General features: G+C 43.1%; 15 protein-coding genes. 9 read left to right on the forward strand and 6 right to left on the reverse strand.

Going from position 1 to position 20501, the window contains the following annotated elements:
* Positions 1–99 precede the first annotated feature (99 nt).
* The gene (locus AB4154_RS12510) at positions 100–612 is read left to right on the forward strand and encodes a peptide-methionine (S)-S-oxide reductase (RefSeq protein WP_017063632.1); all 513 of its coding nucleotides are present in this window, start codon (positions 100–102) and stop codon (positions 610–612) included.
* Between the two features lie 166 nt (positions 613–778).
* Here AB4154_RS12510 and AB4154_RS12515 read toward each other — a convergent pair whose 3' ends face one another.
* Both AB4154_RS12515 and AB4154_RS12520 read right to left on the reverse strand, forming a co-directional pair.
* A complete protein-coding gene (locus tag AB4154_RS12515; protein WP_372123188.1) occupies positions 779–2395 on the reverse strand; it encodes a polysaccharide lyase 6 family protein in 1617 nt (538 codons plus the stop codon).
* Positions 2396–2480: 85 nt separating this feature from the next.
* Complete coding sequence (locus AB4154_RS12520) at positions 2481–4253, reverse strand: sodium:solute symporter family transporter (protein ID WP_017061461.1); 1773 nt, start codon at positions 4251–4253, stop codon at positions 2481–2483.
* A 509-nt stretch (positions 4254–4762) separates the two neighbouring features.
* Here AB4154_RS12520 and AB4154_RS12525 point away from each other — a divergent pair.
* The 3 genes from AB4154_RS12525 to AB4154_RS12535 all read left to right on the forward strand — a co-directional run bounded on the left by AB4154_RS12525 (position 4763) and on the right by AB4154_RS12535 (position 8344).
* Entirely contained in the window at positions 4763–5374 is a 612-nt protein-coding gene (locus AB4154_RS12525; protein ID WP_017061462.1) for a toxin-antitoxin system YwqK family antitoxin, read from the forward strand.
* Positions 5375–6333: 959 nt separating this feature from the next.
* The gene (locus AB4154_RS12530) at positions 6334–7593 is read left to right on the forward strand and encodes an alginate lyase family protein (RefSeq protein WP_102450741.1); all 1260 of its coding nucleotides are present in this window, start codon (positions 6334–6336) and stop codon (positions 7591–7593) included.
* 76 nt (positions 7594–7669) lie between these two features.
* Positions 7670–8344: an oligogalacturonate-specific porin KdgM family protein gene (locus AB4154_RS12535; protein WP_017061464.1), complete on the forward strand. Its 675-nt coding sequence runs from the start codon at positions 7670–7672 to the stop codon at positions 8342–8344.
* A 134-nt stretch (positions 8345–8478) separates the two neighbouring features.
* Here AB4154_RS12535 and AB4154_RS12540 read toward each other — a convergent pair whose 3' ends face one another.
* From AB4154_RS12540 to AB4154_RS12550, 3 genes are all read right to left on the reverse strand, one after another.
* Entirely contained in the window at positions 8479–9195 is a 717-nt protein-coding gene (locus AB4154_RS12540) for a 3'-5' exonuclease (RefSeq protein ID WP_372123190.1), read from the reverse strand.
* On the reverse strand, positions 9195–11057 hold the full coding sequence (locus AB4154_RS12545) for a DUF294 nucleotidyltransferase-like domain-containing protein (RefSeq protein WP_017069961.1): 1863 nt from the start codon (positions 11055–11057) through the stop codon (positions 9195–9197). Before AB4154_RS12545 ends, AB4154_RS12540 begins: the two co-directional genes overlap by 1 nt.
* 283 nt (positions 11058–11340) lie before the next feature.
* Positions 11341–12060: a FadR/GntR family transcriptional regulator gene (locus AB4154_RS12550; RefSeq protein ID WP_372123191.1), complete on the reverse strand. Its 720-nt coding sequence runs from the start codon at positions 12058–12060 to the stop codon at positions 11341–11343.
* Positions 12061–12402: 342 nt separating this feature from the next.
* On the opposite strand from AB4154_RS12550, the gene AB4154_RS12555 reads away from it, so the two are divergent.
* The 3 genes from AB4154_RS12555 to AB4154_RS12565 all read left to right on the forward strand — a co-directional run bounded on the left by AB4154_RS12555 (position 12403) and on the right by AB4154_RS12565 (position 15592).
* Entirely contained in the window at positions 12403–13179 is a 777-nt protein-coding gene (locus tag AB4154_RS12555; RefSeq protein ID WP_372123193.1) for an SDR family NAD(P)-dependent oxidoreductase, read from the forward strand.
* 174 nt (positions 13180–13353) lie between these two features.
* Positions 13354–14076: a FadR/GntR family transcriptional regulator gene (locus AB4154_RS12560; protein ID WP_372123195.1), complete on the forward strand. Its 723-nt coding sequence runs from the start codon at positions 13354–13356 to the stop codon at positions 14074–14076.
* Between the two features lie 148 nt (positions 14077–14224).
* A complete protein-coding gene (locus tag AB4154_RS12565; protein ID WP_081322222.1) occupies positions 14225–15592 on the forward strand; it encodes an MATE family efflux transporter in 1368 nt (455 codons plus the stop codon).
* 230 nt (positions 15593–15822) lie between these two features.
* On the opposite strand, the gene AB4154_RS12570 is transcribed toward AB4154_RS12565, so the two are convergent.
* Positions 15823–16860: a polysaccharide lyase family 7 protein gene (locus AB4154_RS12570; RefSeq protein ID WP_372123197.1), complete on the reverse strand. Its 1038-nt coding sequence runs from the start codon at positions 16858–16860 to the stop codon at positions 15823–15825.
* 538 nt (positions 16861–17398) lie between these two features.
* Between AB4154_RS12570 and AB4154_RS12575 the strand changes: the two genes are divergently transcribed.
* Complete coding sequence (locus AB4154_RS12575) at positions 17399–18259, forward strand: oligogalacturonate-specific porin KdgM family protein (RefSeq protein WP_017072468.1); 861 nt, start codon at positions 17399–17401, stop codon at positions 18257–18259.
* A gap of 190 nt (positions 18260–18449) precedes the next feature.
* Positions 18450–20282, forward strand: a complete 1833-nt coding sequence (locus AB4154_RS12580; protein WP_372123198.1) for a hypothetical protein — start codon at positions 18450–18452, stop codon at positions 20280–20282.
* Positions 20283–20501: the final 219 nt, after the last annotated feature.

The raw sequence follows: 20501 nt of genomic DNA on the forward strand, positions 1-20501 counted from the left end.
CGCTCATTTTTATAGACGCTTTTTTATACGTACGGGTATCATCGTATTGATTCGGGTACCTAACGAACATCAACAAACACAGAGAGCTCAAAGAGAAGTATGGAACAAATTTATTTAGCTGGCGGCTGCTTGTGGGGTGTACAAGAATTTATTAAGTACGTTCCTGGTGTTATCAGCACAGAAGCAGGCCGTGCTAATGGAAGCGCCCAGCCAACAGAGAACAAAACGACACAAAGCGACGGCACACAAAGCGATTACAATGGCTACGCGGAGTGCGTACAAATTGAATTTGATCCAAACATCACGTCAGTCACGATTTTGATGGAACACTTGTTTGAGATTATCGACCCTTACAGCTTGAATAAACAAGGTGTCGATGTCGGAGAGAAATACCGCACAGGTGTATACAGCACTAATGCAGAACACTTAACCGAAGCTAAGCACTATATTTCTTCAAGAGATGATGCCGACCGTATCGCTGTTGAGGTGTTGCCGTTGACCAATTATGTTGCCAGCGACGACATCCACCAGCATCACTTAAGTCACTTCCCTGAAGATCACCACTTATGTCATATCCCTTGGGATCTACTGCATAAGTATAAATCACAGTAGTCTCGACGTAAGATTGAGATGATCACGACCTAAGATCGATAAAGCCTCAACAGACATTATCTGTTGAGGCTTTTTAAGTGTTATGGTCAGGACAGCTATCGTGAATTGATTTGGTAGCTCAAGCCATTAACCTTTAGCCATTAGCCATTAGCCATTAACTAATAAATTACTTAGTCGTATTCTCAAGCACGTAGTCTGGACCCGCTGTTTCAGCTGTCACAACCGCAAGTTTAGACACGTCTGCGCCTTCATCTTGGTAAGCGTTAATGCCATTTTCTACAACGACTTTTGGTAGCTCAACCGAGTAGCCTTCGATCAGTTCAGAATCCGTTACTTGACCTACGTAAGTTTCGTCTGTGTAGGTTGCGCCAACTAATGGGAAGTCTTGCGTTGCACGGACACTTACAAATTCAGGTGACTGCGAGTTATCAACCACATTGTGTTTAAACGCCACATCAACACCCGCATAAATGCCTTCCACTTCTGCGTTGTTGAACAGGCTTACACGGTGACTTTGGTTGCCGTAAACAATGCCCCACTCAGTATCAACTAGAGAGTTATTCTCGATCGTGATGTTTTTCGGTGTCCACTGCTTATTAAGCTCTTTGCCTTTCACCGATTGATCTAGCTGCTCACCATTCGCTACGTCGATGATGCCCGTGTTAATAACAATGCCGCCACGTAGGTCAGCGTTGCCTTCAATCACACCATCACGACCACGAGTGTTGGCAATGTAGTTATTGCGAATCACATGATCTTCATCGTAGATACGAATGCCGCCCGTTAGGCGCTTTCCATTGCCAAGAATCATGTTGTTCTCAACTGTGTTGCCTTTACCGTGGCGCAGTGAAATAAGAGCTGCACTTTGGAAGATCGTGTTGCCTGAGATCGTGTTGTCGCCCGACTTAATCGAGATAAGCTCACGCTCACCATCCATATCGATCATTAGGTTGTTCACGAACTTAGAACTTGAATCCCACTGTGAAGATTTAGAATCACCAATACGGATCGCTTCCCAGCTGTTGCCGTTGTAACGAATCGCTTCTTTGATGTCGAATTCGTTGAACTGGTTAGGCTTTTGATCCATGAAGATGTTATTTGCGATCAGGTGGTTGTCAGCTGTGTCATCTTTTTGTACACCAATCAAAGTGCCGCGTTTTTGCTTACCTTCGAAACGGTTGTTGATGACTTTGCCGTCTTTACCCCATAGAGATACCCAAAGGTACTTTGGATACTCAGAACGACGCTCGTCTGGCTCGTACGTGTAATCGTGGTTGAAGTAGTAGAATGTTGAGTTTTGAAGCGTATTGCCATTACCCATCATACGAACTGCACCAAAGCGTTCTTTAGGGCCGCCTTCAGTAAATACCAAGCCATCAAGCGTGATGTCATCGCCTTTCAGTTCAAACTGAATCAACCCCGTGATCCACGCAGAACCTGCTTGCTCTGCCTTGATAGTGATGTCATTCGCCGTGATCGTCACTTGACCTAAGTTCGCGTATTTACCGGCAGGGATAACCACTTCGTCGCCATCTTTTAGGTTTTCAAATTGTGCTTTAAGCGCAGCCACTTGCTCTTCCGAAGCAACGGCTAAAGTGTCGCCATCTACCTCTGTTAAGCGGTCACTGCTCAATAGGTAACTACGGTCAATTTCGCTAACAGCAGGCGTAGCTTGTTCAGCGACACTGACTACGGGTGCTGTTTTTTCTTGTGTTGTACAGCCTGTTGCAAAAGCGAGTGTGAACGCGCTAATAATGCTTACCGATAATAGTTTTTTGTTCATCGTACATCTCACATTAAAGTTTGGATTATAAAAATGACGACCACCCGTTCAGGTGGCCGTGATGTTATTTAGGATGCGAATTAAATTAGCCTTCGGCTGGAGTCACTTCGTCTTGTTGCTCGACTTTGTCATCGACTGCTTTAACAAGTAACAGACCAACAGAGAACACAATCAAGCCACACAGAACGAATACCATGCGTCCCCACATTGGGTTTGGCAGTACGAACATAGTCATTACGCCCACACCCGCTACCGCGATAAGTGAACCCAACATACGACGTTGCTTGTTATCCAGTTTCTTCTGTTCATTACTTTCAGCAACTAGTGGCGTCGCTAGGTTGTTGAAGAACTTGTCTACGTCTTTCTCACGGTGCTCAGCAAGAGGCTTGTAGAACAGTGTTGAAAGAACAAAGAAGCCAGCAGTAAATATGATGTGACCGATAAGGCCGATAGCCACTTTCAGGTCAGCCCACTCACGGCCAGTTAGTTCATTTAGACCGAACCAGTTTTGAATCATGTCCGCAGTGATAACGAAACCAACGAAGTAAGAAACCACACCACCTACAACTAGCGTGCCCCAACCTGCCCAATCCGGTGTTTTACGGATGAAGAAGCCACAGAATGCTGGAATTGTCATTGGGAAGCCGATCAATGCGCCCACGTACATCATGGTGTCGAAAAGGCTCAGACCTTTAAGAGAGTTGATGAACAGAGCAACCAAGATGATCGCGATACCGAAGAAGGTAGACGTTAGTTTAGAAACAACCATTAGCTCTTTCTCTGTCGCTTTAGGACGAAGAATCGGCTCGTAGAAGTTCTTAACGAAGATACCTGAGTTACGGTTTAGACCTGAGTCCATTGAAGACATTGTTGCTGCGAACATAGCGGCAATCAGAAGGCCAACCATACCTGCAGGCATGTATTCTTGAACGAAGTAAAGGTAAGCGAAGTCAGCGGCTTTGCTGCCAGCTTCTGGGTAAGCTGCTGCTAAATCAACACCTTGACCTGCCATGAACCAAGAAGGCATGAACCAGATGATTGGACCAAGCGTCATTAGTACACAAGCAAGTAGAGCTGCTTTACGTGCGTTATTTGAATCTTTCGCAGCAAGGTAGCGGTAAGAGTTAAGCATGTTGTTGGTGATGCTGAACTGCTTTAAGAAGATGAACACAGCCCAGATGCTGAAGATGCTCATGTAGTTCAGGTTATCACCCGTAATGAATGAATCTGTTGGGAAGTCGTTAACGATCTGCGTAACGCCGCCACCGTGGTAAATCGCAACCACAGCACACGTCACCGTTACCGCCATGATGATAACCATCTGCATAAAGTCAGATGCGATTACCGCCCAAGAGCCGCCTGTTACTGACATTACTAGTACAACCAGACCCGTTAGGACAATCGTCGTTGTCATATCAAAGCCGAAGATACCCGATGCGATGATTGCTAGACCATTCAACCAAATACCTGCAGAGATAACGCTGTTTGGCATACCAGACCAAGTAAATACTTGCTCATTCACCTTACCAAAACGCATACGAATCGCTTCAATTACCGTCACAACACGCAGTTGACGGAACTTCGGAGCGAAGTAAAGGTAGTTCATTAGGTAACCGAATGCGTTCGCGATGAAGATAATCGCTACGGCAAAGCCATCGGTAAAGGCTTTACCTGCTGCACCAGTAAATGTCCAAGCACTGAACTGGGTCATAAATGCGGTTGCACCTACCATCCACCACAGCATATTACCTCCCCCACGGAAGTAATCACTTGTCGTACTTGTAAACGTTCGAAACATCCACCCTATCGCAATTAAGAATAGGAAGTAGATGCCAACTATCAGGGTATTGAGTTCCATCGTTAGACCTTTTATTAATGTTTTTTTGTTGAGGTCACTATAAATAAATGGCAAGTATATTTGTACTACAATAATCCAAATGCGTGACAATGATCTTACAGTCTGACACTCAATTAATCATACAAGTGATCGAGTTCAAAGTTGCACCACCTAGGAGCGCAATTCCTCAAGTCAGTGCAGTTATCCGCACTAAATTTCGACCAAAACCCCGAAAAACATGAACAAGGTCTCTAAAAATCGAAGATTCATCGTTAAAAACTATTATTCTTGACGATCAAAGCTTAAAGAAGAGCAGCAAAAATATCGTTAGATATAATTTATAAAAATGAATTAAACCAACATATTTGTAGTACAAATAAGATCGATAATTTGCTTTTAAAAGTTCCCTATATTAGGCAGCCAATAATGAAAACTTGAAAACCACTATTAGATACTGACAGGGATACACGGAAGTGAAATGCTTTTAACACACCCGTTAAACTTTCCCCGTCCAATAAAAAGGTGTCATTATGAAGAAATACGTTCCAATCTTAATTGCTCTTAGTACGGTATCTTCTATGAGCTATGCAGCAACACCGCGTGAAGATGCTGTTGACTACTTACAGATGCGTAAAGGCGTGGCTTACCAAGTAAACCATTCAAAACCTTTCACTGGTCAATTTGAAGAGAAGTTCGATAACGGCCAAGTCGCGACCCAAGCTCAGTTTGCCGATGGCTTAGAACTTGGGCTAGAAACTAACTGGTATCCGAATGGCCAAGTCGCTTCTAAAGTGAATTACGTAAAAGGTGAACTGCAAGGCAAAGCTGAAACCTGGTATCCAAACGGACAGAAAAAAGCAGAACTCAATTATAAAGACAATGAACTATCAGGCACCGCCTCTCGCTGGTATCCCAATGGGGAACAAAGCCTGACAGCTGAATACAGCGACGGACAAAAAGATGGATTGGTAACGGACTACTACCCGAACGGTAATAAGGCCAGCCAAGCGAAGTTTGATGAAGGTGAAGTCGCGAACGGAAAACTTACTCGCTGGAATACTAACGGTGACAAAGTTGAAGAACTGACCTTTAAAGATCACAAAGTCACCTCTAAACAGGTGTGGATGCCTACAGAAAGCTAAGCCTCAAGAACAGCTCTCACGGAGCTCTTTGATATAACTAAACGCCTGCTGTTAAAGTTTGTAGCTACACGTCTGCAACTAAGAGACAAGAGAAGAGAAGAGAAGAGAAGAGAAGGGAAACGAACATTCATGTGATTAAGCGTGAATGTTCGTGGCTTTGATGCTGTAACAGACTCACTTGAGCGTGTTGTCATCAACCTAAAAGCCTATTCTTAAGCCGCGGTTTACACGCTTATTGAGCCGCACACGACTCTCTACTCAAATTTCAAATAAAAAAACGCTCATGTTGCCTGTATCAACATGAGCGCAAGGGTAGATCTTCGACTACCATCTCCTACCTTTCTAGATGAAAGCAGAAGTTATAATTAGAATAGTTGGGAGCAATAATCAAAATGCTTTCGCAAGCACTTCAACGATTTCTTCTTTGTCGCTGATGAGAACAACGGGTAACGATTCGAACCCAGTTCATTCCTATCAAGTTCATACTTATATAGCAGGCTATGTCACTACCTTGCCTACTACATTTCAAACCTTCTCTGATTGAGCTTTAAATCACCTCAAGTAAATGTCTCATGTTCTTAAAGCGGTGGATTTAATCCATTTAGCTTCAAGACCACTCTTACTTATTCGGCTTCACACCGTCTGTTCATGCAATCAACACAGCAAAGTTATGTATTGCTACAGAAAGTTAGTAAATAATAATGTATTACAAATAAAAATGATATCTAAAGGTTCAATTTTTTGCTGTAGCGCACATTTATTGATGAACAAAACTCTTCAAAACCATTATCAACAGCCAAACAAATCACTAAAAAACATCAACTTAACGAAACAACTCGATTTTGTAACCCTTTGTAAATAGTGGTTTTGTCCTAACAACACGATCAAGTTCACAGATCATCACACCTCGGATCGCTACCATATTTGTATTATCTTAATTCAAAATAAAAGGCGTAAATATGAAAGCCCCTCGACTCCTACATCTTGCTGCTTGTATTGGTGCTATCACCTTTGGTTCTCAGGCTATAGCCGCTGAATTCGTTTTCTTAGACGAAGCAACATTAGAAGCGAACCGTACTCTTCTTCAATCAGACAATGCTTCTGAATCAATGAAAGACGCGTACACAAAGCTTATTGAAGAAGCCGACCTAGCAATGAACGATGGTCCTTTTAGCGTTGCTGATAAAGGAATGGTTCCGCCAAGTGGCAGCAAGAACGATTACATGAGCATTAGCCCATACTGGTGGCCTGATGAATCAAAAGAAGATGGGCTTCCATGGATTCGCCATGACGGAAAAACAAACCCAGCATCAAAAACTGACGAAACTGACTCAAAACGTATTGGCCACTTCACCCGTTCTGTTCGTGCATTAGCGGTCGCCTACTATTTTAGCCAAGACGAAAAATATGCTCAGCAAGGTATCGAATACATAAGAACTTGGTTCTTCAACGAAGACACCAAGATGAACCCGAACGTGAACTACGGACAAGGTGTTCCTGGTGTAGCAGAAGGTCGCCGCGGTGGAATCATCGATACAAGAACGCTGACTGATCGCATGTTAGATTCAATCGCTATTTTGTCTCAATCACCTACCTGGTCAGAGTCTGACGAAACACAAATCACCCAATGGTACAGCGAATACTTGGATTGGTTGATCATCGATGATTTATCTGGCGGTCCTAAAGGCGAAGCTTACGCAGAAAACAACCACGGTACTTGGTACGACTATCAAGTTGCAGGTGTTTCTTACTTTATTGGTAACGAAACGCTTGCTAAGCAAATGGTTCAAAAAGGCAAGATGCGTATCGACACTCAATTCGAAAAAGACGGCTCTCAGCCTCATGAAATCGAGCGCACGCGTGCTTACCACTACCACTATTTCAGCCTAGATCCATTGATCGGTATGGCTCAGATCGGTGACAAGGTCGGTATCGATCTTTGGAACTACACCAATAAGAAAGGCGGTTCTTTAGACACAGGTATTCAGCTAATGGCTGATTACAACGACCTATCGAAAGAGTGGCCATACACACAGAAAGACGAACGTCGTCGCGTTGAACGTATGACTCCGCTTTACCTGAAAGCTGGCGTAGCTATGGAAAACCCTGAATGGGTAAAACTAGCAACAGAGACCGATTTCAGCGAATTCACAGTCAAGAAGCAGCTAGCTGAAGTGTGGGCTCAACGAGACGTAGAACTACTTTACCCAAAACTATAATCCCAAATACAACAAAGGGCTCAACGTTGGTCCTTTAGTAACCCCTTTTTATTTAGATACAGTGGAAACAATAACAATGATAAAAACGAATAAAGTAACACTTGCAGTATTAGCGACTCTTTTCGCAGGCAGCGTTTCTGCCGCATCACTCGACGCGCGCCAAGAGTACAAACATGGCTCAGAAGACTGGGCAAGTCGTATCAAGATGAGCGGTTCTGTCGATAACCACTTCTTCGGCGCTGAAATAAAGCAAAAAGGTAAGCCTTTCTCTGAATGGGAAGCGGCAGACAACGAGTTCGAATACGGTTACAAATTCAAGCTTAACGAGCACTGGTTAATTCAACCAAGTATGCCAGTAACGTTTGGTTCTGATAGCGTAACCTACAAACCGCAAGTACGTGTTCAATACTCTTTCGAATCAGGCCTAAAGGCGAAACTTCGCTACCGTCACGAGTTCCGTGACTACACATCTGACTCTTCAAACGAGAATAAGAACCGCAGTAAAGTTACAGGTAACATCGATTACAACTGGAATGCATGGCAGTTCGGCTTTGAAGCTAACTACGCAGAAGACTTCATTGACAATGAGTGGACTGGCGGCGGTGGTGCTGACAACGAGTGGGATTACAACTTTAAAGTGGGCTACAAAGAGGCTGACTGGAGCTGGCGTCCATACGTTGAGTTAGGTAACGTTCAAGACAGCCGTGACCGTCAATTACGTAGCCGTGTAGGTATTACTTACAGCTTCTAATCGATAGCTATATAGATAATCTAAGATAATTACTGTCCTAATTTTCTAAGACCTAAACAAAAGCCAGCTTAATCGCTGGCTTTTTTTCCTTTAAAATCAGTAAAATAAGAGCCGCGCACTTGCAGCTCTTTTTCCTAGTGACTAATCCGATAGAGAAAGGCAACGGTCACATTATCGTTAGGCACAACTCGCTTCTGCTGAGCCAAAAACAATTCCGCTGTCGAAACGGCATCGGCTAATGCATTGTGGCTGTTGTACTCAGGAAGCCCGTACCTTTCGCGAGTCCCTGCCAAGGTTAAATCGACTTCTTCATGATTGCTGATCGCTTTCTCCATGCTTTTCTCAATACACAAGGTATCAAGCCAAAGCAGAGGAATCGCTCGTAAACCATAGCAACGAAGAAGATATTGGCTAATGAACCTCTCTTCTACCATGCAAGCGTGCGCGACAATAATCTTGCCTTTCGCTGCTTCGAAGAACGTCAGCATCGCATCATGAATAGAAGCGCCCTCTTCTAACATTTGCGGCGTAATATGGTTGATCACTGCGGTTTCGGCGTTGATCTGCGAATCGTTATCCAGGTAAATATGCTTGGCTGACGCTAAGTCTATTCTCCCTTTAACCACATCGACCCAACCCATGGACAAAATCAGATCTTGTTCGCTGTCTAAGCCTGTGGTCTCAAGATCCAACACGATGTAGTCACTGTCTTTGGCCAAGTCCGTCATTTCAGGGCAAGGCTGATCTACGAGATCATGTAACGCCTCTGGCAACTTAACCGTTCCCAGATATTGCTTACGTTTACGTTTAATTCGCTCAAGCGGATGAAAGTAATTTAAAAACGATTTCATTAGCGTGCTCCGAAACGAATTTTCGCCGCTTCTTGAAGGTCAGCAATGATCCTAAAGGCATCTTTCAAGTGTTTACGCTCAAAGCTACCAAAGCTATCTGGGTTGATGTTGTTGTCAGGCACATCCCCGTTCTTCAGCGCTTCAAGTTGATGACCGAATCGGAAAGAGAGAATGAACTGGTAAGCACCTAGAATGTTCTTGAATGCGTCGTCGCTCAGCATGCCTTTTTCATTGGCAGCAGCGAAACGTTCGTCAGTCGCCGACAAATCGCACTCCACAGCAAGGCCATAAATACGCGCTAAGTCGATAATCAAGTTGATCGCGTACTTCTTCACGTTCAACGTTTTCTTATTCTCACCTGACTTCTCTAGCACTAAGCTATTGAAGATGCCAAGTGGCGGGTTGGTATTGACCGCGTCTTTCACTAGCGTGCTTAAAAACTCACGGTTACCGCGAATATTGCTATGCAGCTCATCGCGCAGAATACCTTCGAACTCACTGTTGCCGTAGATAGTACGAATTTCTAGGAACACACTGATATTAAGCAAGCGTTCGTACTCTGGGTTAGCCACCCACTTCTTGTAGTAGTGCTTCCATACACTGAGTGGCTGACACCATTTTGGCGTCGCAGCCATGAATTTACCTGGACATAATGGGTAGTGACAGCTTGCTAAGCCGTTGGTCACCATCATCGCTAAGTGTTTGAAGTAAATACGGTCACTGTCGGTTGCATCGTCAGCAAGAACAATCGCGCTGTCTTGGTCCGACAACATGTGCACTTCATTACGTGCGTGCGATCCGGCTACGATCCAAGAGAAATCACACGGTGGTGGGCCTAACTTATCAATCGCTATTTGAATCAATCGACGGGTGTAGGCGTCCATAATCATGGTCATTACCTTGCCGACGGTTTCAGGCGCCACTTTACCTTCCACCAGCGCTTCAAAAATAGCTTGTCGCTCTGAGGTGAACGAAGACATGGTTTTCACGCTGCCCGCGTATTTGATTTTCTCGATCAAGAATATCGCTTGAACACGGTGGTTTTGAACCAAATGAGACGTAGTAAGAAGACCAACGACCTTATTCTCTTTCACAACGGGCAAGTTACGGATATTAAATTGCATCATGATAGAGGCCGCATGCAGCACCAGATCATCCGGTTTTACAGTAAGTGGAGAGTGCGTCATTACCTCTGAGATCAGGCTATCAGTACTCACGCCGTGGGCAATCACTCGCTTAGTCATGTCTCGGTCGGTGATCAAACCAACAATGGTTTCACCTTCATAGATCACGGCACACGGTGAGCGTTGATGAAGCATTTCAACCGCAACCGACTGGATGGTTTGCTCAGACTTAACAATTGCCACCTGCCCGCTTGCCACTTCCTCAACTTTACGAATGAACAGGCCTTTCTCTTTATTCGACCAGACCACATCCAGTGCCGACTTCAAGCGAACCTGCGCCTGTGAAGCAAAGTGTTCTGCGCAACTTGGAAAGGCTTTGAAAAGCGTTTGAAGTGCCGAGTGTGGAATCACATAAAGTAAGGTGTTTTCGATTGCGACAGCTCTATAGCCTTTTTCGTCGTTGACTTCAGAATCTAAGAACGTAAAGCCAAACAAATCTTCACTGCCTAGACGGGCACGAAGCACACCATCCGATTTTCGTTGCTCCATAGAGCCCGTTCGAATGATATAGAGCGATTTTTCCTTCCCAGACTCACACAAATCGACCACATCTCCCTTGCCGAGATAAGTAATTTGCACGTTAGAGGCAAGTTCGCGAAGTGCTTGTTTAGGGATCTTATCGAATGGGTCGATTTGACCTATGAATTGAAGAATATTTGGCAGTAGAGACTGGGGCATAATCACACTCACAATAATTTAATTAGTATTATTATATAACTTAAAATACTGGTTACTAGTGCTTTTAACGAAACAGCAAATAATAGATTAAATATTGGACACCAGTCAGGTTTTCATCAAATTTGGATGCAAAAAAAGCACGTATCAAACGTGCTTTTTAGAGGTCACTGCTGAAATTAGCTTTTGAATAACCGTAATTTTAACTTTGACTACCCTAGTTTTACGAGAATGCCCTCTCGTCGATAATGCAAAACGATCAAAGCTAAAATAACAGTGAAAACAATTAACTAGCGGCTGGTAATCTGTGGTTTGTTTCTAACAGGTGACTTGCTGACGCGTGGCGTGCTTTGTCACTATTACCTGCCATGATTGCTTCATAAATCTGGCGGTGTTCGTTAATACAAGTACTTCCCTCTTCAGAAGAGTGAGAAATAAAGTTAACAAACATGGTGGTTAAGATGTTACCAAATGGAAGATAGAAGTCGTTACCTGTTGCATTGAAGATCAGGCTATGGAACTTCATGTCGATATCTAGCCAACGCTCTTGATCAAGCGTTTCTTCGCTAGAAATTTCTAGCATTTGTTGGAAAATACCAGACAGCTCAATGCGTTGTTCTGCACTCGCGAACTGAGCAGCTAAAGCACACGCTTCTGGTTCAATTGCACGGCGTAAACCCAAAAACTGATGACAGAATTGGTCTGTATCGGCCAAACCGTCCATCCATTCGATCAATTGTGGATCTAAGAAGTTCCAGAACGCGCGGTTAACAACGCGAGTACCAATCTTAGGACGAGATTCTAATAGACCTTTTGAAGTCAGAAGCTTAACCGCTTCTCTTAATGCTGTTCTACTGATACCAAATTGCTCACACAGAGCCATTTCACCAGGGATAATAGAACCTTGAGGCAAATTGCCCGACAAAATACCACGGGCGATTTCACGTGCAACTTGCACATGAAGGCTTCGCTTAGAGCCTGAAATAGAATTGAAAGTGCCAGCCATGTGTCTACTTACCGATTAGATATGTATTATTTAACTCGGACTATAGCACTGATTTATATCTTCACCAACACAGCATCAGAATAACGTGAGGTCACTACCAGTAAAGGTTGGAGCAATATTTCACAAACCTGCTCATCTTTAGGTTTATAAAACCAATTTAACCTATTAATTCATACAAATAGTTCTCATTTACTATTTCAATGTATGCGTGAACTCACAAAACCACCCTTACTCTCACTATTTATGTCGGTAATAACCCGTTTTTAGATAAACACCCTTGAATATAGCAAGTGTTATTGTATGATTTATTGGCGTGAATAATCTACAATATAGGCGGCTCTGATGTTTAACGATTTAAAAGGCAAACGCATTCTAATTACTGGCTCTACTGCTGGTATGGGTTTAGCTACCGCACGTGTCTTTGCAAAATACGGCGCAAAAATCGGCATCAATAGTCGTGCTTTCAGCCCAAAAGTCGATGACGTTCTATCTGAACTTACCGCACTGGGTGGCGATGTTGCCTTTTTTCCTGCAAACCTAATGGACACATTAGAGTGCGAAAGGTTAGTCAAAGAGTTCACTGATCATTTTGGTGGCATGGACGTGTTGATTAACAACGCCGGTGGCCTTGGTGGTCGCGCCAATCTAGAAAATATCGATGATGAGTTTTATGAGCGCGTAATGAACCTTAATGTTCGCTCTGCGCTGATGACAACCAAGTTCTCTATCCCGCACTTACGCGCCTCTGCTGCTGAGTCCGGGCAAACATCTTGTGTGATTAGCACAGGATCTATCGCCGCTCGCGAAGGCGGTGGTGTTGGTGCAGGCATCTATGCCGCGTCTAAGGCTTGGTTACACGACATTCACCGCAATTGGGTGAAAGAGTTCGCGCAAGACAATATCCGTTTCAACATTGTTTCACCGGGCACTATCGACACCGCATTTCACGATGGCAAGAGCGACGATTTGAAAGCGACCATTGCTAACAACATTCCAATGCGACGCTTTGGCCATATTGATGAAGTTGCCCCTTCATTCGCTTTCTTTGCATCGCACGCTTGCAGCGGTTACATCACAGGTCAAATCCTAGATGTTAACGGCGGACAAATAACGCCCTAGTTAGCTGGTTTATATAAGCTCACTCAGCGATTTAAGTTCGCCACACTATATAAGGTTAACAGACCCGAGTAGATGAGGGAAAACCTCACACTAAATTCGACGTATACACTGACACTAAACACCAGATTCGTCTGGCTTTTAGTGTTTTCAAAGTTTCAATTTCAGGTGGTTTAAATGTCAATATTTACATTGGTGGAAGATTCAAGCCGCCGAATTCATGTTCAAGTGGCGAGAGAAATTGCTCGCAAGATCTTGTCAGGCGAGTTAGAAGAAAATCAAAAGTTACCCAGCGAAATGGAGCTGTGCGAAATCTTTGGAGTGAGCAGAACTGCCCTTCGAGAATCAACTAAGCTACTTTCGGCAAAAGGTTTAATCGAGTCGAAGCCAAAAGTGGGCACTCGTATCAAACCGAGAACACAGTGGCACTTCTTGGACCCGCAATTGCTATACTGGATCCAAGATTTAGAAGATACTAAACCCTTCTTGTCTCAATTTTTAGGCTTAAGAAAAGCGATTGACCCGGAAGCGTGTGCGCTCGCTGCAACCAATGCAACTGTAGAGCAACGCAAAGAGCTTTCGATTCTTTTCCAGAAAATGACCATCGCAGCAAATAGCTTCGATTATGAAGAGTGGACGACCAACGATCACCTGTTTCACCAAACGATTTTCTTATCGACAGGTAATCAATTTTACATTCCATTCGCGAACATTCTGTCGACTATCTTCAAGCAGTTTATCGACCACTCCGCTGAAGGCGGTCGCTTCTGTTTAGAAGAACACAAAGCGATTTACGACGCAATAATGTCTGGCGATACCAAGCAAGCTCGAATTGCTTCTCAAGTCCTGCTAGACGATGAGAACCAAAAGCTCTCTAGGGTTGAATTAGCCATCGCATAACCGAGATTAACCAAACTGACTTGTTTTTCAAAGACACAAGTCAGTCTTGTTTTAGCACCCATTTTTTAACCATCAACTACCGTAGTGTTTTCTTCTTTAAACGCTCTACTCCGCCACCTCAGAGAAAGCTTACGGTTATACACATAAGGTGTTGTTTGTGTCTTCACAATCGTACGTAAGGAAAAATTTCTCTCTCGCCTGGCCCCTCGCCTTAAACGGTATCTTGATGCAGTCGATGTTGATGATCGACACGTTGCTGGTTTCCCCTCTTGGTGAAATCCCTTTAGCTGCAATGGGGATTGCGACGACTATCGTTGCCTTTGTACTGGGAATTCAAATGGCGCTGGCAAACGGTACTCAGTTAGTATTGAGCCGCGCAGTGGGCTCTGGCATCGCCGCGTCATTATCTAAAGCATTTTGGGCAGGGTTATTTATCAACCTTGGCGTAGCAACACTGTTTTGGCTTCTACTTACTTTTTTCGAACAACCCTTGATTCAAGCATTAACAGACGACGCTTCCCTTCACTTAGAAATCAGCCGCTATCTAGACATCTCGAAATACATCGTTATTTTTACCGCGTTAACGCAGGTGATCATTGCTTTATTTAATGCGCTAGGCAGAACTAAAGTCCCATTCAAAGGTTACTTAATTGAACTGCCTATCAATGCTGTACTCTCATATGTGCTGATTCATGGTTTTTCTAATTTTGAAGGGATTGGAGTACAAGGCGCTGCATTAGGCAGCATTATTGCAATAACGATCCGCTTGCTGTATTTGGTTTTGTGCGTGCATTTAAGCTCAGCGATTTCACTCAAATTAGACGCTCAGCGCTCTGAATTCTTTACCAACGTTCGCCGTCACTTTATCGAAATATTCCCTGTAGCAGCGAACGTGACCATGCTTTTGATTGGCGCAACGATATATCAATTGTTGTATTCGCAACTTAACATCAACGCTTACGTAGCGATTACTTTGGTGATGCCTTGGATCAGGGCTGTCTCTCAATTTATTACCGCTTGGGCTCACTCTTCCGCGATTACTATCAGCCAAGCGATTGGCTCCAAAAAGATGGATGACCTAGTCAAAAACGTCGATACCAGTATCGATATTGCAGTCGTCATTTCTTTCGTTTGTGCACTCTTATTCGCAGGATTAAGTCTGGTCATTGGTGACATTTACCCGAACTTGGATGAATCTACCTATCAAGCATTGGCCGTTATCGCCCCACTCTACATATTCTTGCCAATTGTTCGTGGCTACAACACGGTTCATGGGAATGTACTAAGAGCACTAGGAAAAACGACCGCAGTCTTCAAAATCAACTTTACTGGTCAATGGGTAATTTCAATTCCATTGTGTGCATTGATCATCTTTGGTTTAGATGGCTCTATCTTTTGGGCCTTTGCTATCCAACCATTCGAAGAAGTCGTTAAAGCTTTCCCATTCCGTCACTTAGCTCGAAAGTCTCTAAAGGAGTTTGATGCCGACAAAGCTAAAGAGTTGATGTATGACTAAGTCCGGTATCGAGTCGCCGTCCTAAAATCTTTCTACGCTTTCTGATTACAACCTTGTCTTTTGACAAGGTTGTATTGTTTCAGCTGTACCGTTCATTGGTAAGCTTCATTGTACTCTCGCTGATACCCGGCTCATCTTAAATCTCATAGAAAACAAAAAGACCACTCAACATTCGGTTCAGTGGTCTTCGAAAACATTCCTTAAGGCCTGTTTCTAACTAGCCTTATGTACTATTTGCCGTTCAACTTTAGTGCCGAGAAAGTCACACTGTTATAGTCGCCATTCTTTTTATCGACAGCGAAATCGCCAGTACCGCCACAACCTGGCCCCCATACAGGGTGAGAATCGCTCACGCTACATTGGCCGTATGCGCCCGCTTTGTAATAGAAATCATCTTCAGCATAACCCGTTGGTGAATCAAGCTCATCAATACCCTTGCTCAGATCGATTTCATACTTAACGGTATCGTGACGCTCGGTTTCAAACGTTAGGTACATCATGGTGCCTTTCACTTCCACTTTGTAACTAAACTCTTCACCAAGAGCAATACCCGCTTCACCCGGTTCCGCTGGGTTTTCCCAAGTGTTACCCCAAACAGGGTAAGCGATATCGGCACGGTTAGGATCTTTTTTCTCTAGGTTACGTTCATAGTTCCAGAATACTGAACCCATTTCTTGGTCAGGAAACTTCTTATAGAAGATCTTTAGTGGTTCATTACCATGCCCATAACCGGTTCCAGCTTTGATTAGCTCATTATGTTTTTTAGCGTGAATCTGACCAACAACCACCGAGTGAGCTGGGTACTTTTCTGGGAACTTAGCGTTAACTGAGACGTGATTAACTTTTAATGTCGCTTCTAATGTTCCGCCAACGGCACTGTACTCGCTTGCTGATGGATGGCTAGACAATGCCCATTGGTTTCCTTTGTCCGCCGTATCGATTGAGAAATCAGCACCGCGTGGCATCTGGCGTAACTCAGAGCGTGCGTTTTTCGAGTTCTTCGTGGTAATAGCTTGGTTTTGTACTTCAAAGACGAGATTACCGTCTTTATCAAGGTGGAAGAAATCGCTGTGTGAGTAGCTCATCATTGCCACCCCTTCGATTTCGTCAACACGACCATCTTCATTGATATCTGAAGGTATAGTTATTTTCCAATTGTGCATATCGAATTTATCGGCAGGTACGGGGTAAGAAACACCGTTATTTGCGAAAGTAACCATTGGTACAGTCGCTAATAGCGCCACTGCTAATATGTTTTTCTTAAACATGACTCATCCTTTATTGTTAACAGATACCGAGTACACACTCAGTACAGAAACCACTTTTGAACACGAATTAGTACTAAATATTTTCTCTTCGACTTAAATAAGCCAACCGATAAATAGAATTTACATTTAGCCATTTTGTAACTTTTATTAAACATCTGGCTATGGTTTATATTTATGCCTCTCAACATGCTCCCTATGTTTAAGCCACGATGGTTAAAATCATCATTATTAACATATAGAAACACTTAATATTTGTATTATTTTAACACATGCAAAAAAGTGATTTTCTAAGGTTTGTGAATATGAGAAGTACGTCATGATTGATTTAATACACAAGCCCTAAATTGAGATATTCATAACATTTAGCTATATACTTGGGCCATTAGTCAGAACTTTTTGATAGATCTCACAGAAATCTGACTCAATAATAAATACCATATTTGTCATACATTAATTTAATACCATGTAAGGTATTGGTTTGTGAGCCACGGGTACATTGGATGTATCCAGAATTAAAAAATAATAGTGAGACAAAGGTATGAATTCTGTTACAAAAATTGCTGCAGCTGTTGCATGTACTCTTTTAGCGGGCACAGCTACTGGTGCATCTCTTGATTATCGTTACGAGTATCGTGCTGCGACGGATTATACAAAAACAAATGGCGACACGGCTCACGTAGACGCTCGCCATCAACACCGAGTGAAGCTAGGTGAAAGCTTTAAACTGTCAGATAAGTGGAAGCACTCAACGGGCCTTGAAGTTAAATTCCATACTGACGATTCTTACTACGACGCAGATTCTGGCGAAGTTAAATCAGCAAACAGTAGAAGCTTCTATGACGGCAATTGGTATATTTACGGTATGGAAGTAGAAAATACAGCAACTTACAAAGTCGATAACAACTGGTATCTACAAGTTGGTATGCCGATCGCTTGGGACTGGGATGAGCCGAACTACAACGGCGGTGACTGGAAGATGAAAAAAGTCACTTACAAACCTCAATTCCGTGTTGGTTATAATGCGGATATGGGATTAACGACTGCCATTCGTTACCGTCACGAGTATGCTGATTTCCGCAACCATACACAGTTTGGTGATAAGGATTCAGAAACTGGCGAACGTTTAGAATCAGCTCAAAAATCCAAAATAACGCTAACAGGTGCATATAAAATTGAGTCTCTACCGAAGCTTGGTCTTTCTTACGAAGCAAACTATGTAAAATCTTTGGATAACGTACTTCTTTATAATAGTGATGACTGGGAATGGGATGCTGGCTTAAAAGTAAACTACAAGTTCGGTTCTTGGAAACCTTTTGCTGAGATTTGGTCTTCTGATATCAGCTCATCTTCTAAAGATCGCGAAGCAAAATACCGTGTTGGTGTTGCTTACTCATTCTAATTAGAAATAGTCAATTTATAAAATACCCCTCTCCTCTTGTAAATTTTTGGGGCATATTTTAAGCACTTTATTTAAATAATAGGATGTTCTAATTAACGTTAGTTTCATCCTAATAAATATTTAACGACTATTCATTATCTACTTCTTATGTGATTTACATATGGATTTAATATCATAAAGAGAATATTTTATGCAGATTTCTAAAGTCGCTACAGCTGTCGCTCTTTCGACAGGTTTATTATTCGGTTGTAACAGTGATGGTTTACCTATCCCGACCGATGGTTCTACTGATCCAGGTAACCAACCTTCAGCATTAACTACGGGTTACTGGCAAATCAGTGATGGTAACTCCGCTTCAATATCCGCGTCATCAAATGCAGATCTTCCAAATGTGTATGTTTTCCAAGAAGATGGTAATCATAAATACTATGACGACGATGATGACTTAGGTACTTACACGATTAAAGATGCAAGTGCTTCTACTAATAATTATGATGAAGAAGCCGGTACGGTCTCTTTCACATATTATGAAACAGGCACATCAACGATCGAAATTCTAGATGGTGTTTTTTCTTTCGATGACGCTGGTGCTCTGAATATTTCAGATAACACCACTGGCATAGACTACTCTGGTTCAGACCAAACTGCGACTGACGCCGTACAAGAAGCTATCAGTGAAGCCAATAAAGCAAATGGTATCAATGGCTACGTTCAAATCTTGGACACCAACAATGGCGGTGTAAAGAATGATGTGGGTGAACTACGTTTGAAATTGTCTGACAGCAGCACAGGGGCAACAGTAGACAGTATCGCATCAGGAAAGGTAACCGTTGACTTAATCTACCAAGTAGATGAAGACACCGAGCAAGAAGCGAATGGTTCAGGTAACAACGCTTATATTAGTCTCTACGCTTCTGGTACTTCTAACACTAATTTACACGGCGAAGTTATTTTTAATGCTGGAGAAATTTTCTACCGTTCCACGGTTACCGATAGTAGCGGTAAACCTCAAATTCCTGATGAGCCTGTAGGCACTTACACTTTAGGTGAAGATCTCGCGGTTGAAATCAGTTGGGCGAGCGGTTACTACACATTCAAAGTCAATGACACTGTATACGACAATAGCGGCAACGGTTTTGAGGCTTTCGACAAAGCTGCCGTTACTATCGTGTCATTGAAGCTTGGTGATACTTCCAACACAACACATTACGAATTGAACGCTGATAACTTTAAAGTTTATTCAAATGACACGACTACTGACGAGTTAGTATTTGAAGATAACTTTAACAATTACCCGAATGGCCAAGCGCTATCAGGTAATCCGTACAACAACAATACTGCGGAAGCGACAGTTGTTGTTGATGGCGGTAGTACTGAGCCAGAACCTGAACCTGAACCTGAACCAGATCCAGAGCCCGGCGAAGTAACAGACAACTTCGATTCTTATACTGTAGGTACGCAGATCGATGTGGCTAACCCTGCGTACCAGACAAAAGGTGTTGATGGGGTTTTAAATACAGCAGTGATCAGTAGTGACTTTGCCAAGTCGGGTTCTAACTCTTTACGAATTGAAGATGGTGCGGACTCAACCACTGATAATAACAAAGCTATCGTTGGCCGCGACTTTGCTAGTGGCGCAGCAGAAACTGGCTCTGTTTCTACATCTGTATACATCCCTAGCGATGGCTATGTAAAAGCATCATACATTTTCTTAGGTTCTAATAACGATGCATCATCTAGTGGTCGCTTCACTGAAGTTGTATTTACATCTAGTATGATTAAATTCCGCAACGAATCAGGCAGCCAAGTTGACCTTGCTTCATACTCAAAAGACACATGGGTAGATGTGACCATTTCATGGGTAGATACAGACATTACCGTCAATGTTGATGGAACAGACTACACTGGGTTAAAAGCTGAAAATGCAGGTGGTTCCCCGACCGCTATTGCACTATACACTGGTGACAATGGTTCAAAAGGGACATACACCTACTTCGACAACCTAGATTCAGACCTATTCTAGTTCTCACTAGAAAGTCGGTTTGACTTGATTGCTAGATAAAACAAATCCCTATCAAAGTAATTAGATAGGGATTTTTTATTGTTAGCTCAAGAATAAAAGCAGACTGGCGATTCAGTTAAGCTCTCTGACTCAGCGGAACTTTGCTTCAGCGTTGAATAAGCACCGATGCTGCTAGTAAAGAACACCCCTTGCCTCTCTAATTATTTAAGGTTCATCGCG

Source organism: Vibrio sp. 10N.286.51.B11, from assembly GCF_041469245.1.
Lineage (GTDB): Bacteria > Pseudomonadota > Gammaproteobacteria > Enterobacterales > Vibrionaceae > Vibrio > Vibrio crassostreae_C.

What these genes read in the sequence shown, in the direction of transcription:
- AB4154_RS12570 (WP_372123197.1), bottom strand. Translation starts at nt 16,860, where the DNA reads ATGTTTAAGAAAAACATATTAGCAGTGGCGCTATTAGCGACTGTACCA.
- AB4154_RS12540 (WP_372123190.1), bottom strand. Translation starts at nt 9,195, where the DNA reads ATGAAATCGTTTTTAAATTACTTTCATCCGCTTGAGCGAATTAAACGT.
- AB4154_RS12555 (WP_372123193.1), top strand. Translation starts at nt 12,403, where the DNA reads ATGTTTAACGATTTAAAAGGCAAACGCATTCTAATTACTGGCTCTACT.
- AB4154_RS12545 (WP_017069961.1), bottom strand. Translation starts at nt 11,057, where the DNA reads ATGCCCCAGTCTCTACTGCCAAATATTCTTCAATTCATAGGTCAAATC.
- AB4154_RS12550 (WP_372123191.1), bottom strand. Translation starts at nt 12,060, where the DNA reads ATGGCTGGCACTTTCAATTCTATTTCAGGCTCTAAGCGAAGCCTTCAT.
- AB4154_RS12575 (WP_017072468.1), top strand. Translation starts at nt 17,399, where the DNA reads ATGAATTCTGTTACAAAAATTGCTGCAGCTGTTGCATGTACTCTTTTA.
- AB4154_RS12525 (WP_017061462.1), top strand. Translation starts at nt 4,763, where the DNA reads ATGAAGAAATACGTTCCAATCTTAATTGCTCTTAGTACGGTATCTTCT.
- AB4154_RS12530 (WP_102450741.1), top strand. Translation starts at nt 6,334, where the DNA reads ATGAAAGCCCCTCGACTCCTACATCTTGCTGCTTGTATTGGTGCTATC.
- AB4154_RS12535 (WP_017061464.1), top strand. Translation starts at nt 7,670, where the DNA reads ATGATAAAAACGAATAAAGTAACACTTGCAGTATTAGCGACTCTTTTC.
- AB4154_RS12515 (WP_372123188.1), bottom strand. Translation starts at nt 2,395, where the DNA reads ATGAACAAAAAACTATTATCGGTAAGCATTATTAGCGCGTTCACACTC.
- AB4154_RS12520 (WP_017061461.1), bottom strand. Translation starts at nt 4,253, where the DNA reads ATGGAACTCAATACCCTGATAGTTGGCATCTACTTCCTATTCTTAATT.
- AB4154_RS12560 (WP_372123195.1), top strand. Translation starts at nt 13,354, where the DNA reads ATGTCAATATTTACATTGGTGGAAGATTCAAGCCGCCGAATTCATGTT.
- AB4154_RS12510 (WP_017063632.1), top strand. Translation starts at nt 100, where the DNA reads ATGGAACAAATTTATTTAGCTGGCGGCTGCTTGTGGGGTGTACAAGAA.
- AB4154_RS12580 (WP_372123198.1), top strand. Translation starts at nt 18,450, where the DNA reads ATGCAGATTTCTAAAGTCGCTACAGCTGTCGCTCTTTCGACAGGTTTA.